Origin of the sequence: Mycobacterium sp. (genome assembly GCF_032159565.1) — a bacterium.
In the GTDB taxonomy this organism is placed as follows: Bacteria; Actinomycetota; Actinomycetes; order Mycobacteriales; family Mycobacteriaceae; genus Mycobacterium.
Map to the genome: position 1 here is coordinate 44,441 of NZ_JAVHWR010000069.1, position 15,102 is coordinate 59,542.

15 protein-coding genes are annotated in these 15,102 nt (G+C 65.6%); 8 read left to right on the top strand and 7 right to left on the bottom strand.

Annotation, left to right across the window (positions count from 1 at the left end; genetic code table 11):
* Positions 1 to 81 precede the first annotated feature (81 nt).
* From QOC76_RS08235 to QOC76_RS08245, 3 genes are read left to right on the top strand one after another with little or no spacing between them, the layout of a single operon-like run.
* Positions 82 to 1,302: a PP2C family protein-serine/threonine phosphatase gene (locus QOC76_RS08235; protein ID WP_526356060.1), complete on the top strand. Its 1,221-nt coding sequence runs from the start codon at positions 82 to 84 to the stop codon at positions 1,300 to 1,302.
* Entirely contained in the window at positions 1,299 to 2,927 is a 1,629-nt protein-coding gene (locus tag QOC76_RS08240) for a sensor histidine kinase (RefSeq protein ID WP_526356062.1), read from the top strand. Before QOC76_RS08235 ends, QOC76_RS08240 begins: the two co-directional genes overlap by 4 nt.
* The gene (locus tag QOC76_RS08245) at positions 2,924 to 3,364 is read left to right on the top strand and encodes a response regulator (RefSeq protein ID WP_526356064.1); all 441 of its coding nucleotides are present in this window, start codon (positions 2,924 to 2,926) and stop codon (positions 3,362 to 3,364) included. Before QOC76_RS08240 ends, QOC76_RS08245 begins: the two co-directional genes overlap by 4 nt.
* A gap of 10 nt (positions 3,365 to 3,374) precedes the next feature.
* Here the strand turns inward: QOC76_RS08245 and QOC76_RS08250 are convergent, their stop codons facing one another.
* The 4 genes from QOC76_RS08250 to QOC76_RS08265 form a co-directional block, all read right to left on the bottom strand.
* Positions 3,375 to 3,827, bottom strand: coding sequence for an ATP-binding protein (locus QOC76_RS08250; RefSeq protein ID WP_526356066.1), 453 nt, complete (start codon positions 3,825 to 3,827; stop codon positions 3,375 to 3,377).
* A gap of 32 nt (positions 3,828 to 3,859) precedes the next feature.
* A complete protein-coding gene (locus tag QOC76_RS08255) occupies positions 3,860 to 4,219 on the bottom strand; it encodes an STAS domain-containing protein (protein ID WP_526356068.1) in 360 nt (119 codons plus the stop codon).
* A 98-nt stretch (positions 4,220 to 4,317) separates the two neighbouring features.
* Positions 4,318 to 5,580: a lipase LipE gene (gene lipE, locus QOC76_RS08260; RefSeq protein ID WP_526356070.1), complete on the bottom strand. Its 1,263-nt coding sequence runs from the start codon at positions 5,578 to 5,580 to the stop codon at positions 4,318 to 4,320.
* The gene (locus QOC76_RS08265; protein WP_526356072.1) at positions 5,577 to 6,062 is read right to left on the bottom strand and encodes a peroxynitrite isomerase; all 486 of its coding nucleotides are present in this window, start codon (positions 6,060 to 6,062) and stop codon (positions 5,577 to 5,579) included. Before QOC76_RS08265 ends, lipE begins: the two co-directional genes overlap by 4 nt.
* Positions 6,063 to 6,106: 44 nt before the next feature.
* On the opposite strand from QOC76_RS08265, the gene QOC76_RS08270 reads away from it, so the two are divergent.
* Both QOC76_RS08270 and QOC76_RS08275 read left to right on the top strand, forming a co-directional pair.
* Positions 6,107 to 6,856, top strand: coding sequence for a beta-phosphoglucomutase family hydrolase (locus QOC76_RS08270; protein WP_526356074.1), 750 nt, complete (start codon positions 6,107 to 6,109; stop codon positions 6,854 to 6,856).
* Positions 6,856 to 9,264 carry a glycosyl hydrolase family 65 domain-containing protein gene (locus tag QOC76_RS08275; RefSeq protein ID WP_526356076.1) on the top strand — a complete coding sequence of 803 codons (2,409 nt, stop codon included), beginning with the start codon at positions 6,856 to 6,858 and terminating at the stop codon, positions 9,262 to 9,264. The genes QOC76_RS08270 and QOC76_RS08275 overlap by 1 nt, the downstream gene beginning before the upstream one ends.
* Before the next feature lie 312 nt (positions 9,265 to 9,576).
* Here the strand turns inward: QOC76_RS08275 and QOC76_RS08280 are convergent, their stop codons facing one another.
* Both QOC76_RS08280 and QOC76_RS08285 read right to left on the bottom strand, forming a co-directional pair.
* Entirely contained in the window at positions 9,577 to 9,978 is a 402-nt protein-coding gene (locus tag QOC76_RS08280; protein WP_526356078.1) for a hemophore-related protein, read from the bottom strand.
* A 263-nt stretch (positions 9,979 to 10,241) separates the two neighbouring features.
* Positions 10,242 to 10,832, bottom strand: coding sequence for a TetR/AcrR family transcriptional regulator (locus QOC76_RS08285; protein ID WP_526356080.1), 591 nt, complete (start codon positions 10,830 to 10,832; stop codon positions 10,242 to 10,244).
* A 96-nt stretch (positions 10,833 to 10,928) separates the two neighbouring features.
* On the opposite strand from QOC76_RS08285, the gene QOC76_RS08290 reads away from it, so the two are divergent.
* The 3 genes from QOC76_RS08290 (at position 10,929) to QOC76_RS08300 (ending at position 14,192) form a co-directional block, all read left to right on the top strand.
* Positions 10,929 to 11,792: a mycofactocin-coupled SDR family oxidoreductase gene (locus QOC76_RS08290; RefSeq protein ID WP_526356082.1), complete on the top strand. Its 864-nt coding sequence runs from the start codon at positions 10,929 to 10,931 to the stop codon at positions 11,790 to 11,792.
* A gap of 7 nt (positions 11,793 to 11,799) precedes the next feature.
* Positions 11,800 to 13,002, top strand: a complete 1,203-nt coding sequence (locus tag QOC76_RS08295) for a cytochrome P450 (protein ID WP_526356084.1) — start codon at positions 11,800 to 11,802, stop codon at positions 13,000 to 13,002.
* 98 nt (positions 13,003 to 13,100) lie between these two features.
* Positions 13,101 to 14,192, top strand: coding sequence for a hypothetical protein (locus QOC76_RS08300; protein ID WP_526356086.1), 1,092 nt, complete (start codon positions 13,101 to 13,103; stop codon positions 14,190 to 14,192).
* Between the two features lie 95 nt (positions 14,193 to 14,287).
* Here QOC76_RS08300 and QOC76_RS08305 read toward each other — a convergent pair whose 3' ends face one another.
* On the bottom strand, positions 14,288 to 15,031 hold the full coding sequence (locus QOC76_RS08305; protein ID WP_526356088.1) for a hypothetical protein: 744 nt from the start codon (positions 15,029 to 15,031) through the stop codon (positions 14,288 to 14,290).
* Positions 15,032 to 15,102: the final 71 nt, after the last annotated feature.

Genomic DNA, 15,102 nt, shown 5'->3' on the forward strand with positions numbered 1-15,102 from the left:
TCGGTATCCTTTGTAGTCGTTGTCACTGAAGCAGAAGGTCAGCGCGACCCGGGTGGCGTTACGTAAAGGACGTGATGACCCATGCGCGCGCCGCTTGAGCCGCGAATCAAGCCTGCACAGGACCCTGCATCGGTCCGTACGGCAGGCGGACATCGTCTGTCGGTCCTGCTCGTCGAGGACGACCGGGCCGACGCTCTACTGGTAGAGGAACTGATCGCCGACGCGGGCGCGGACTTCACCTGTGCATGGGCTCAATCGATGTCCGCCGCGGAGCACGAGCTTGCGCTCACCCACCCGGACTGCGTGCTGCTTGACCTCAATCTGCCCGACGCCAACGGGATCGTCGCCGTTGAGCGCATCAAGCAGATGGACCCCAACATCCCGATCGTCGTCCTCACCGGGTTGTCCGACGAGCACTTCGGCACGTCGGCGGTGGCCTCGGGCGCGCAGGACTACCTGATCAAGGGCCGGGTCGAACCCGAGATGTTGCGCCGTGCGGTGCTGTATGCGATCGAACGCAAGCGCGCCGAGATCACCGCGGTCCAGCTGCACGCCAGTCAACTGCGAGCCATGGAGAACGCCCGGCTCGAGCGCGGCCTTTCCCCGTCGCCTCTACTGCTCGAGAACCCCGGTGTCGAAATCATCGCGAGGTACGTGCCCAGCCGGGAGAACACGCTGCTGGGCGGCGACTTCTACGACTTCGTCCAGACGCCGGACCGGACGGTGCACGTGATGATCGGCGACGTCGCAGGCCACGGTCCCGACGAGGCCGCCCTCGGCGTGGCACTGCGTATTGCCTGGCGCGCGCTGACGTTCGCCGGCCTTCGTGGCCCGGACCGGATGCGGGAGCTCGAGCGAATCCTGCGTACCGAGCGCGCGGGCAGGGGCACCTTCGCGACGGTGCTGAGCCTGGCCATTCCGCCCGAAGGGTCCCTGTTCCGCGCAGTGCGCGCGGGACATCCCGGGATGCTGGTGCACGGCGGAGGAACAGTGGACTGGCTCGAGCCGCCCGGCGGCCCGGCGCTGGGCCTGCAATCCAGCGGATGGGACTATCACCAGGTGGAGTGGCCCCAGGGCACGGGGTTGGTCCTGCTCACCGACGGCCTGTTCGAGGGCCACTCCGGGCGGGGTAATCAACGCCTCGGTGAGGACGGGCTGCTCGAGTTGGCGCGCAAGCATGCCCCGCTGCCAGGGCCGGAGTTCGTGGATGCCCTCATCGGTGAAGCCGCACAGCGCGCCCAGGCACACGGCGGGCTGACCGACGACATCGCGGTGGTCCGCGTGGAGCGCACATCTCGATGACGAAGCCGAACGCGGGCGCGCCAGCCGGCAAGCCCAAGCCTGGGCGCAGGCTGACCGTGCAGGGATGGCAGAACCTGGTGCTGTCGGCCATGGGCGTGGTGGTGTTGGTCGGCCTGTTGGCCGGCGGGCTGCTGATGCATCGGACCGACAGTCTGTCGCGTGAGCTGATAGACAACATCCAGCCGGCACGAGTGCAGGCCTATGCGATGCAGGCGGCTCTTCGCGATCAGGAAACCGCGGTGCGCGGCTACGTCATCACCGGCGACAAGCAGTTCCTCGATCCGTATTACGCCGGCCTGGACGCCGAACGGCAAGCGGCACAGAACATCCGAGAGCGAGTCGGTACACGATCCGATCTGATGGCCGACCTCGATGAGATCGAGGGTGCCGCGGCGGCCTGGCGGATGTCCTATGCAAACCCCATCATCGTCGACGTCGCCCGCGGCGCCCCTGGCGAGGCCAGTCGGGTGCTCACGGATCGGGGCAAGATCGAATTCGACCGTCTCCGAGCGAATTTCGATCGCCAGAACGAGAATCTGCGCACCGCCAGAACTAACGGGATCACCGAGCTCGACCACATGAGGCACTGGCGCGACGGCCTTGCCATCGCCATGGTCGTGGCGTTCGTCGTCTTGGCGGTGGTGTTGGCGCTGCTGGTGCGCGCCGCGGTCACCCGACCGCTGGACGCCCTTGCCGCCGCGTGCCGCCGCATCACCGAGGGAAATTTCGACGAACGCATCGTGCCCCGCGGTCCACGAGACATTCGTTCGATCGCGGCCGCGGTCGAGGACATGCGGCAACGCATCGTCGACGAACTCGACGCCTCGAGGACCGCCAAGTCGGCACTCGACGAACAGACCGAAGAGTTGCGGCGGTCCAACGCCGAACTCGAGCAATTCGCCTACGTCGCCTCCCACGATCTGCAGGAGCCGTTGCGCAAGGTCGCCTCGTTCTGTCAGCTGCTCGAGAAACGCTACGGCGACAAGCTCGACGAACGGGGAACCGAATACATCGGCTTCGCGGTCGACGGCGCCAAACGCATGCAGCTGCTGATCAACGATCTGTTGACGTTCTCCCGCGTCGGTCGTCTCAACTCCACCCACGTCGACACCGCGCTGGACACCGCGCTGGACACCGCGCTGGCCAACCTGTCGACTGCGATCGAGGAATCGAATGCCGACATCGTGCGCCCCGGGACTCGGCTTCCCACCGTCGACGGCGACCCGACCCTGCTGGCGATGCTGTGGCAGAACCTCATCGGCAACGCGATGAAATTCCACCGCGACGGACTCGATCCGCGGATCGTCATCGACGCTCGGCCCCCCGTCGGGCCCGACGACCCCGACTGGCTCTTCAGCGTCACTGACAACGGCATCGGTATCGCCGATGACTTCGTCGAGAAGGTGTTCGTCATCTTCCAGCGTCTGCACGGCCGCGACGAGTACAGCGGAACCGGCATCGGTCTTGCAATATGCAAGAAGATCGTCGAGCACCACGGCGGATCCATCTGGGTCGACACGTCCTACTCCGGCGGCACACGCTTCAAGTTCACCCTGCCCGAATTGTCGACAGCCGAGCCCGAGCCCGACATACTAAAGCCCGCTCTGGAAGGAACAAACCAGTGACCTCAGCTGTGCGCGCCATCGACGTCCTGCTCGTCGAGGACGATGCCGGTGACGAACTAATCACCCGGGAAGCATTCGAGCACAACAAGATCAGCAATAATCTGCACGTCGCCCACGACGGCGAGGAGGGCCTTGACTTCCTCTACAAGCGGGGACCCTACAAGGACGCGCCGCGGCCCGACCTGATCCTGCTCGACCTGAACCTGCCGAAGTACGACGGCAGGCAACTGCTGGAGCAGATCAAGAACGACGACGATCTGTGCCACATTCCGGTGGTCGTGCTGACGACGTCGTCGGCAGAAGAGGACATCCTCAAGAGCTACAAACTGCACGCCAACGCCTACGTCACCAAACCGGTCGATCTGGACCAGTTCATGAGCGCCGTGCGCCAGATCGACGAGTTCTTTGTTCAGGTGGTGCGGCTGCCGAAGCCGTGAGGCCGGGCCGTCAGGTGACAGCGGACTGCGCCGCGGCGACGTGGTTCCATTCCAGGCACACCCGCGTGCCCGCCGGCGTCGAGTCGATGGTGGCCCGGTCGGCGAGCGCGCGCATCAGCGGGATGCCGCGGCCGCGCGAGACGTGTTCGTTCGCGGCGTCTTTGAGCCGCCAGGCGCCCTCGTCGGTCACGGTCACCGTCAAGACGGCCGAACCGGTGTCGTAATCTGCGCGCAGATGCATCGCGCCGGAATGCTCGACGGCCGAATAGGCGAACTCGGCGGCGTTGGCCAACGCTTCGTTGACCGCCAGCACCATGTCACTGACCTGCGTCGGGTCGAGCGAGAACCATCGCCGCAGCCACACCGAGAATTCCTGCCGCATGTGCGCGGCGCATGCGGCATCGGCGAGGACACTCGTGTGTGCGAACCGTGTTCTCGAGCCGCGTTGTCCGAAATCTGCCATCTCAGCCTGCTGGCTACCCGATAGTGACTCTTTTAATTCGTCAGCGCAGCGAGCGCCTCGTCGAGGGTGGCGTACAGATCGACCACGTCGGTGACACCGACGAGCTTCAGCGGTCTGCTGGTCGCGGGGCCGTCCGCCACGACCGCCAACTTGATGGCGGGAGCGAGCTCGTCCTGGGCGGCGATCAGGACGCCCATGCCTGCGGATGCGAGGAACTCCACAGCCGTCATGTCGACGACCACAGCGGCCGGGGAACTCTTGGCGGCCTCAGATATCGCCGTTTCGAGGTCGGGGGCTGTGAGCATGTCGACCACACCGGCTACCGACACCACGCTGACGGCCTCGATGCGGCGTTCCTCTATTGCGCAGCTACTTGATGCCGCACCTTCCATGCTCACCTCCACAAATGCCCGTCCGCCCCACCGGCGGCGGCAGGGAGAGTTTACCGGGAGTACCGCAATCCGTCGCAGATGGGCGGATTGCCCCTGCCTCAGGATTCGATCCGCTGACGCGGGATCTCGGCCGTGATGCGGTCGAGCAGGGCCGGATAGCGCTTGGCTTCGCGGTGACCGCTCGGCTTGCCGCTGCTGATGAGCCCGGCGGCCAGACCGCGCTCGGGGTCTGCCCAGACCGCGATGTTCGTCAGGCCGGTGTTGCCGAATGCCGCGGGCGCATTGCGGCCGTACGGTCCGAACCGCTTGTTCCCCAGCATGTAGCCGGTGCCCCAGCGGCGGGGCGCGAATCCGTCGGCGATGTCGGGCCTCAGCCGCCTGCACTCCTTGGTCGCCGCCTGCAGAGTCTCCGGCCGCATCACCCGGACGCCGTCCAGCTCACCACCCCGCCGCAGGATCTCGGCGAACCGTGACATCTCGTCGGCCGTCGAGACGAGATTGGATGACGGCACGATCCCGGTCAGGAACAGCGGCGTGTTCGAGAACGGGATGATCTCCGCCATGGTCCCGCCGACCGCCATCTTGAATGCCTTCGCGATCGGTGCCGGCAGCGGCTTGCCGGTGACGTGGCTCGGCGCCACCAGCGGCACGTCGTGCTCGGCCACACCGAAGTTGGTCCATCGGAAGCCGAGCGGATCGAGGATCTCGGCGGCAAGGATGTCGCGAATACTCTTTCCCGTCGCCGCCGAGACGATTTCCCGCACCAGCGGGCCCCACGTCACCCCGTGGTAGATGTGGACAAGGCCGGGCCGGTGGATCGGCCGCAGTTCGCCGAGCTTTCTGCGGGCGTATTCGGTGTCGTCCATGCGGTCGAGATTCGGCCGCGGGCCGGTGGCGAACGGCACGCCGGCGCTGTGGGTCATGACGTGCCGGATCGTCGTTCGGTCCTTGCCGTGACTGGTGTAGGTGGGCAGGTACTCGCAGACGCGGTCGTCCAACGAGAAGTGCCCCCGCTCGACGAGCATGTGCACCACGGTCGTCGCCATCGCCTTGGCGGCCGAGAACGCGCAGAACGGGGTGGCCGTGGTGACCCGAACCTTCTCCGCGTCGGGTGGGTCGTCAGGGGCGTTGCCCCAGCCGTGACCGATCGCCCGGTTCAGCACCACCTTGCCGTTGTGGCGCAGGCACAGCTGGATCGCGGGGTGCATGCCCGCGGCATACCAGTGCCGTGCCGCCTGCCAGATCCGCTCGACGGCGGCCGGGTCGATGTCGGAGTGATCTTCGGCGCCGACGTCGGTGACCGCGTCGAGATCGGTCGGAACACGGATTCTGCCGTCTTCGCGCTGGTCGTCGGGTGTCATGCCGTCTTCCTGTGCAACCTCGCCGTCAAATGCTGCTGCAGTGGCTGGCCCACAGCACCCATGTGCACCGTGTAGGTCAGCTCGTCGCCGTGCACCCGGATGGAACGGCCGAGCGCCGTGACCTCCTTGGCCGAGGCAGTGCGCCCTATCGTCGTCGCCACGACTTCCATCTCGATCCTGGTACCCCGTACCGACAACGTTCCCTCGGCTATCTCGGTTACGCCGGTGGGATGCGCCAGCACCAACTCCACCCGGCCGGCGTCGGGCACCCGCAGATAGCCGGTCTCGCCGTGCAGGGGGCGGCCGTCCTCCACGGCATTCGTCCGCTGGGCATAGCTGAGGAACGGTTTGCCGACATGGCCGAACGTGATTTCCTCGAGGTAGTCGAACGGCGCGATGGTCGGGTACACGCCTGACCCCTGACCAGCCCAAACGCCCAGAAGCGGCGCAAGCGCAGCGACGGAAGGATGAAGATCGGCCACGCGGCCCAGTCTATGGATGGCCCGACTTGGGTATAACCCGGCACATGGCCGCGACGCTGGGATTGCCCGAAGGGGTCCGGGCCTGTCTGTTCGATCTCGACGGCGTACTCACCGACACGGCCAGCGTGCACCGCAGGGCGTGGAAGGAGATGTTCGACGCGTACCTGAGCGCGCGGGCGCAGCGCGCCGGAGACCGGTTCGTGCCCTTCGACGTCGACGAGGACTACGAGTCATACGTCGACGGCAAAAAGCGGGAGGACGGTGTGCGGTCCTTCTTGGAGAGCCGCGGCATCACCCTCCCCGAGGGCGGCCCCGATGACGACGCCGACGCCGAGACGGTGAACGGTCTGGGCAACAGGAAGAACGAACTGTTCCAGCAGAGGCTGCACTCCGACGGCGTCGATGTGTTCGACGGATCGCGCCGCTACCTCGAGGCGGTTTCGGCTGCGGGCCTGCGGGTGGCGGTGGTGTCGTCGAGCGCCAACACCCGCGAGGTGCTCGACATCACCGGTCTCGCCAGGTTCGTCGAGGTCCGCGTCGACGGTGTGACCATGCGTGACGAGGGCATCGCGGGGAAGCCGGCACCCGATTCGTTTCTGCACGCCGCACAGTTGCTCGAGACGCCCCCGGATCATGCGGCGGTCTTCGAGGACGCGCTGGCCGGGGTGGCCGCGGGCCATGCCGGTCATTTTGGCGTGGTGATCGGCGTGGACCGGGTAGGTCACGCAGAGGACTTGCGGCACAACGGCGCCGACGTCGTCGTCACCGATCTGGCGGAGCTTCTGGATTCCTGATGATCGCCGACGACGCCTTCCCGGTAGAGCCGTGGCATGTCCGTGAGCTCGCGCTCAACCTGGACAGGATCGCCCAGACCGAATCACTGTTCGCGTTGTCCAACGGCCACATCGGGCTGCGGGGAAATCTCGAGGAGGGTGAACCCCACGGGCTGCCCGGCACGTATCTGAACGGGTACTACGAGACCCGGCCGCTGCCGTACGCGGAGGCCGGATTCTCCTATCCCGAAGACGGTCAGTCGATCGTCAACGCCACCAACGGCAAGATCCTCCGCCTGCTGGTCGACGACGAGCCGTTCGATGTCCGCTACGGCGAATTACACGAGCACGAACGGGTTTTGGATATGCGAGCGGGCATCCTCACCCGCAACGCGCGGTGGACATCACCGGCGGGCAAGCAGGTGGCCGTGCGGACGACGCGGCTGGTCTCTCTCGATCAGCGCGGTGTGGCCGCCATGGAGTACGTCGTCGAGGCGGTCGACAACTTCGTCAATGTCATCGTGCAGTCGGAGCTCGTCGCCAACGAAGATCAGCCGGACCGGTCCAAAGATCCGCGCGCGGCCGCGCTGCTGGGCAATGCGCTCGAGGCGGTGCGCCATGAATCGACCGACCACGGTGCGGTGCTGATCCACAAAACCCGGCAGAGCGGGTTGATGATGGCCGCTGCGATGGAGCACGACATCGAGGTGCCCGGGCGCGTCGAGACCAGTTCGGAGGCTCGCGAGGACTTGGCCCGCACCACCGTCATCTGCGGCCTGCGCCCTGGTCAGCAACTGCGCATCGTCAAGTACCTGGGCTACGGGTGGTCGAGCCTGCGGTCCCGTCCCGCATTGCGTGATCAGGTCGCCGGAGCGATCGCCGGAGCACGATACGCCGGCTGGCAGGGCCTGATCGATGCGCAGCGTGAGTACCTCGACGGGTTTTGGGATTCCGCCGATGTCGAGGTGGAGGGCGACCCGGCGTGCCAGCAGGCGGTGCGGTTCGGGCTGTTTCACGTCTTGCAGGCCAGCGCACGTGCCGAACGGCGAGCGATACCGGGCAAGGGCCTGACCGGAACGGGTTACGACGGCCACGCCTTTTGGGACACCGAGGGCTATGTCCTGCCCGTGCTGACCTACACCGCGCCACAAGCCGCCGCCGATGCGCTGCGGTGGCGGGTGTCGACGATCGATCTGGCCCGCAGGCGCGCCGAGGAGCTAGACCTCGCCGGCGCCGCGTTTCCGTGGCGCACCATCCACGGCGAGGAGTGCTCGGCGTATTGGCCCGCCGGCACCGCCGCGTGGCACGTCAACGCGGACATCGCGATGGCCTTCGAGCGGTATCGCGTTGTCACCGGCGATGATTCGCTCGAGGCGGATTGCGGCGTCATCGTCCTCGTCGAGACTGCGCGGCTGTGGCTCTCGCTGGGACATCATGACCGTCATGGCGTGTGGCACCTCGACGGTGTCACCGGCCCAGACGAGTACACCGCGCTCGTGCGGGACAACGTGTTCACCAACCTGATGGCGATGCATAACCTGCAGACCGCCGCCGACGCCTGCGAGCGGAATCCCGAGATGGCCAGCACACTCGGCGTGACCACTGAGGAAGCGGCCGCATGGCGGGACGCCGCAGGCGCCGCCCACATTCCCTACGACGAAGAGCTCGGCGTGCACGAGCAGTGCGCCGGGTTCACCACGCTGCGCGAGTGGAATTTCACCGAAAACACCGCCTACCCGCTGTTGCTTCACGAGCCTTATGTCCGGTTGTACCCTTCGCAGGTCGTCAAGCAGGCCGACCTGGTGTTGGCGATGCACTGGCGTAGTCACGCCTTCGGACCCGAGCAGAGGGCGCGCAACCTCGACTACTACGAGCGCCGCACCACCCGCGACTCGTCCCTGTCGGCGTGCACGCAGGCGGTGATGTGTGCCGCCGTCGGCCACCTCCAACTGGCTCACGACTACACCTACGAGGCCGCGCTGATCGACCTGCGCGATCTGCACCACAACACCGAGGACGGCCTGCACATGGCGTCGCTGGCGGGGACGTGGACAGCGTTGGTCGCCGGATTCGGAGGGCTGCGCGACGACCAAGGCATTCTCGCGCTCGACCCGCAACTGCCCGACGGCATCGAACGGTTGCGCTTCCGGCTGCGCTGGCGAGACTTCCGGGTGACCGTCGACGCCGGCCACGGCGATGTGACCTACACACTCCGCGACGGCCCCGACTCGACGTTGACCATTCACCACGCGGGTGAAGGTCTCGACCTCAGCGCGAAGTCACCCACGACGGTGCCCGTGACGCGGCGGACCCCGCTGCTGCCAACCCCCAAGCAGCCCCCGGGACGCGAGCCGATACGCCGGTCCGGGATCGTTGAGTCCCGCGAAGGCGCAAAGCCGTCGAATACCAAATCAGATGGCCGGCGTTAGCCTCGGTGTGGGAATCGCGTTCGGCCGAGTCGGCCGGGGGCATGATCTCGCTATGACGTCTCGAACGACCGCCTTCTCCGGCCTGGCCGCCGCCGTCCTCGCGGCAGGCCCGCTCGTCGGGGTCACAACGTGGCGCTGCCATGCCCGGCCCTGAACCTCTCGGCGCAGGGGTCTGACGGCATCGCCCTGCAGTGTCTCGAGCAAGGCGTGGAGCGACTGCGCTGGTCTCACCGCAACGAGGTCCCCGGCTAGGCAATGCAAAACCCGCCGCTGCAGCGTTGGCTGCAACGGCGGGCTTTCTCGCGGAATGACCTAGCCCGCCATGAACGTGTCGTATGCCGACTGGAGGTCCGGCGACAGCACCGTCACGTTGCACTTCCGCTGCTTGTCGCCGATCGGCGACAGGATGCCCTTGAGGTCGTAGTACTCGCCCGGGTTGGCGGTGAAGTAGTCACGCACCTCGGTTTCGGCCTGCGGACGCGGCGCGGCGAACGCCGAGGTAACCACCTGATTGGCGCCCGGATGGGCGTTCAGGTACTGACGTGCCGAGCTCCACGTGCCGCTGACGGTGTCGGCCACCTCACCAGCGCTGCATCCCTGCGGCGCGGCCGCCGCGGACGGCGCACCGATGGTGGCTGCGGCGAGTCCACCGAGCAGCGAGCCGACAAGCGCGCCGGCCACTTTCCGGCGCGCAGTGATACCAGTGAAATTCATGATCAATTTTCCTTCGAATCGTATGGGTTATTCCGTTCCCCTACCCGAAATACAAGGTAGCCGATACGGAAGCGGGTCAAACGTCGTCGGCAAATACGCTGGTAGCGAACGCCAACGCGTTACAGTCGCCCGAGGTGATCTGCACCTCAGTATCGGCGAATTCGTTAAGCGAGTGACGAGATCACCCATCCGAAATTGAAGACTCTCAGAATTCGTGCGCCGTTCTTAATTGATCGTGATGTCGATAGTGACCGAATTGTTATTCATGACGGGCTGGAAGACGGCAGTTCGTACCGGTCGAGAACACGTTCGATGAACTCGGTCGCCTCGGCGTGGCCGCGGGTGATGCCCAGGCTGCGTTCCAGAACCAGGATCCGCGCGAGGCTGGTCACGATCATCGACATCACCACAGGTGGAAACTCCGCGAGGTCGACGCCGTGTGCGCGCATGGCCAGCGTCACCGCGGACTCTTCCAGCTCACCGAAGCGTGCGGCGTAGCCGATGATCTCGCTGCGGATCTCTTTGCGATGATTCGCCAGCGCCATGAACTCCATCAACAGCCGGGCGCCGTGCTCATTGTTGAGTCGCCACAGCGCGTGCAACGGCGCATCATCTGCCAACGCTTCGCGCTGGTGAAGGAGGTTCGCATCCGCGCCTTCCCGCAGCACGGCCAGGAACAGGTCGTCCATGCTCGGGAAGTAGTAGTGCACGAGCGCCGGCTTGACCCCGGCCTTGGCGGCGACCCGCCGCGATGTCGCGGCGGCGTAACCCTCCTCGAGCATGACTTGGGCAGTCGCTCGGATCAGCGCCTGACGCGTCGCCGACTCGCGGCCCGAGTATTTTGGGGCCGTCATCTGGATCTTGACCGGGCATCGCGCCGACTGCTAGACATGGCGTCAGCATAAATGTTGGGCAGTCGCCCAACAAGTGCTAGGAGGAGCTGAGGTGGCATGGCCGGACGGCTCGAACGCAAGGTCGCATTCATCACCGGCGCCGCTCGCGGACAGGGCCGCAGCCACGCCGTACGGCTGGCGCAGGAAGGCGCGGACATCATCGCGGTCGACATCTGCCGCGGGTTCGCAGACTCGACCGCGCCGGCGGCCACCCCGGAGGACCTCGCCGAGACCGCCGACCTGGTGAAGAACCTCGACCGCCGCATCGTCACCGCGGAAGTCGACGTGCGCGACTTCGATGCCCTCAAGTCCGCCGTCGACAGCGGCGTCGAGCAGCTCGCGGACGGGAGGAGCACAAACGGTTCCGGCCGGCTCGACATCGTGGTGGCCAATGCGGGCATCGGCACCACCGGCGTGAAGCTGCACAAGATGCGTGAGCACATCTTCGACGAGACCATCGACATCAACCTCGGCGGCGTGTGGAAGACGGTGAAGGCGGCTGTGCCGCATCTGCTGGCGGGCGGCCGCGGCGGATCGATCATCATCACCAGTTCAGTCGGCGGTACCAAGGCCTATCCTCAGGTCGGTCACTACATCGCGGCCAAGCACGGTGTCGTCGGCCTGATGCGCACCTTTGCCGTCGAGCTGGGCCAGCACTCGATCCGGGTCAACACCGTCCATCCCACCCACGTCTGCACTCCGCTGCTGATGAACGAGCCCACCTACCGGCTGTTCCGGCCGGATCTGGAGAATCCGGGGCCCGAGGACCTCGCGCCGATCTGCCAGTCGTTCCACTTCCTCCCGATCCCGTGGGTGGAGCCGGTCGACATCAGTAATGCGGTGCTGTTCCTCGCCTCCGACGAAGCGCGCTACATCACCGGCGTCACCCTGCCCGTGGACGCCGGCAGCCTCCTGAAGTAGAAGGACCATGACGATCACCAACGACGCCGCCGTGTACTACGACCCCTATGACGTGCGGATCGCCGCCGATCCGTGGCCGACCTATGCGCGGCTTCGCGAGGAAGCGCCGATCTACTACAACGAGCTGCACAGGTTCTGGGCGATCTCGCGGCACGCGGACGTCGAGAAGGCGGTCGCGAACTGGGAGACGTTCTCCAACTCGCGAAGCGACATCCTCGAGCTCGTCAATTCCGACTTCGACATGCCCAAGGGCGTGATGATGTTCGAGGATCCGCCCGTGCACACCATGTTGCGAGGGCTGATGAGCCGGGTGTTCACGCCCCGCCGGATGGCCGAGATCGAGGACCAGATCCGCCGATTCTGCGTCAATTGCCTTGACCCGCATGTCGGTTCGGACGGCTTCGATATCGTCGCCGAACTCGCCGCGATGATGCCGATGCGCGTCATCGGCATGCTGCTCGGCATTCCGGAGTCCGACCAGATCGCGGTGCGCGACGCCAATGACGCCAACCTGCGGACCAAGCCCGGTGCGCCGATGAAGGTCGCCAACGCCGACAAGATCGCCGACGGCGCCATTTACGCCGACTACGTGGAGTGGCGTTCGAAGAATCCGTCGGACGACCTGATGACCGTCCTGCTCAATATGGAGTTCACCGACGAGAACGGTGTCACGCGCAAACTCCATCGCAAGGAAATCCTGCATTACGTCCAGGTGGTCGCGGGCGCGGGCAACGAGACAACGGGCAGGTTGATCGGCTGGCTGGCCAAGGTGCTCGCCGAGCATCCGGACCAGCGACGCGAAATCTATGAGGACCGGTCACTACTGAACCGCGCGGTCGACGAGACGTTGCGATTCGAGCCGACGGGTCCGCATGTCGCCCGGTACACGGTCAAGGACTTCGAGATCTATGACACGACTGTGCCCGCGGGCAGTGCGATGCTGTTGCTCTTCGGGGCGGCGAACCGGGACCCGCGGCGCTACCCCGACCCCGAGACCTTCAACATCCACCGTGACAACATCAGCCATTTGACGTTCGGCAAGGGTGTGCACTACTGCCTCGGGGCCAACCTCGCCCGGCTCGAGGGCCGGGTAGCGCTCGACGAATTGCTGAACCGGTGGCCGGAGTGGGGAATCGACTACGACAGCGCCGTGCCTGCGCCGACGTCGACGGTTCGGGGCTGGGAGCGGCTGCGGATGGTGCTGCCGTGACCGCAGGCCGAACGTAGGGAAACACCCGATATCTGCCCGAACTCGTCCGGGATAGCGTCGGCGCACAGCTCACTATCAGGAGAGGCGCTGACTGCTGGATGAAATCGCATCTGAACCCCGCTCGACTCGGCGCCTTCGCCATCGTCTGTATCACCGCCACGGCGTGCGGATCTCACACGGTGTCGAGCCCCGGGCCGAGCTCGAGTGCGGCAGCTTCGAAGTCGTCCGGTGCCGGCGGCGCCCCCGCTACCGGCGGTGATATGCCCGACTCCGCACAGCCCTGGACGGCCGACGTGTCGGGATCCGCGAAGTCCGATCGCAGCAATGCGATCCTGCAGGCGCTAATCGACGCGGGCGGCTGGGGCAACGACAACGTCCTTCAGACCGATTTCTCGATATCGATCTTCAACGCGGACAGCAACACTCCGCGGATGGATGTGGTGGGAATCGAGGACTACTGCGGCGGCGGCCCGGACTGCGACAGCGTTCCGACGCAGATGCCGGTGCCCGAGGACGCCAATATCGAAGGGTCGCAGAACCTTTCCTGCGACATCTCGGGCAACACCGAGGGCCAGGGCGACTGCCATCTGCTGGTCGCGGATCGCGGATCGCAGAAGCTCTACGAGCTCTACCAGGCCAACAAGGCCGGCGAGGACATGACGACTCAGTCGATGTTCATCTGGGACCTGAACAAGTCGTACCCGGAGAATCTACGCGGCGATCAGTGCACCAGTGCCGACGCCGCGGGATTCCCGATCGCCGCCATGACCCCGACCGCCGACGAAGTAGCCTCCGGCACAGTGAATCACGCGCTGCGGTTCATTCTTCCGAACGACCGGATGAAGGCCGATGTCTACGTGCATCCGGCGACTCACGCGGGCGGCCCGGAGAGTACAGAGGCCGACGCACCGCCCTACGGTGTTCGGTTCCGGTTGAAGCCAGACTTCGACGAATCCGGCTACTCCGATTCCGAGAAGGTGATCCTGAAGGCGCTCAAGACGCACGGCATGCTGCTGTCCGACGGCGGCGACATCGCGCTGACGTTCGCCGACGATCGCAACAGCACGGCGAAGTGGGCGGACCTCGGCATCGAGGCGCAGTCCTTCAATGACATCGGCGTCGATCAGTTCGAGGTCGTCGAACTAGGCGACGAAATCCCGCTCACCTACGACTGCGTGCGCAACCCCTGACGGTCAGGCGAAGTGCCTAGGCCGTCACCGATGTAGATATAGCCGGCGCCAGGGATCGGCGGGTTCGCCGGTGGCGTAGACCCTCGAGTGTCCTGTCAGTTCACTTTGACGAAGTTCTCATCTGTATCGATGCCCGAATAAACCCAGCCATAACCTGCACCGAGCTGGCCATGCGGCCCACCTGGCAGGCCGGGAATCTTCAGCAGGCACCAGTTGTCGGCGCAGGGTTGCACAGTGTCGAAGCTGCTACCTACCTCAAGGAAGAAGCCGTCGCCCCCAATTCTGTTCCCGCCCTTCGAATCGTAAACATTCGATTGTTGGAGGATCGTGACTGACTGAACCGCGGGATTTGCGGTGTCCGGTTTGCCAGCTGGCGCTGGGTTGGCGGCAGCTGGGGCCGGGTCGGCGCATGTGAACGCGGTGTTGTACGACTGCCAGGGGAACGGCTCTGTGCCGTTCGCATGGCTGCCGTCGCCGGTCACATCACCGGCATAGTGCTGGGTCGTCCCGTCATCCCAGGTGACGGTGACGTCCATGTGGTGACTCGCGATGGCGCCAGTTGCGGTGCCATGCTTGTTATTGCTGGCATCGACCGGGGCGCCGGTGACAGCTGGCTGGGCGGCCGGTTGCGAATCAAACCGGAACGAGAAGCCGTTATTCGGAGTCGTTTGGGAAATGCCGACATATCCGTGGGGAAACTCCCAGTTGGTGCACGCGGCCGCCTGGGCGGGGCCCGGCGCGACAGCCACGCCGAGGGCGCACAACGCCGCCGCCGCCGGGCCTGCGAACCACATCTGGCGTGTGCTGCTCGGTGAGTTGGTCGAAGATGCGTTGCTCATGCTGCGACTCCAATCGGGCATCTGATGGCAAACATGCATCTGATGTACGGAAAGCCTATTTGCGCAGAGTG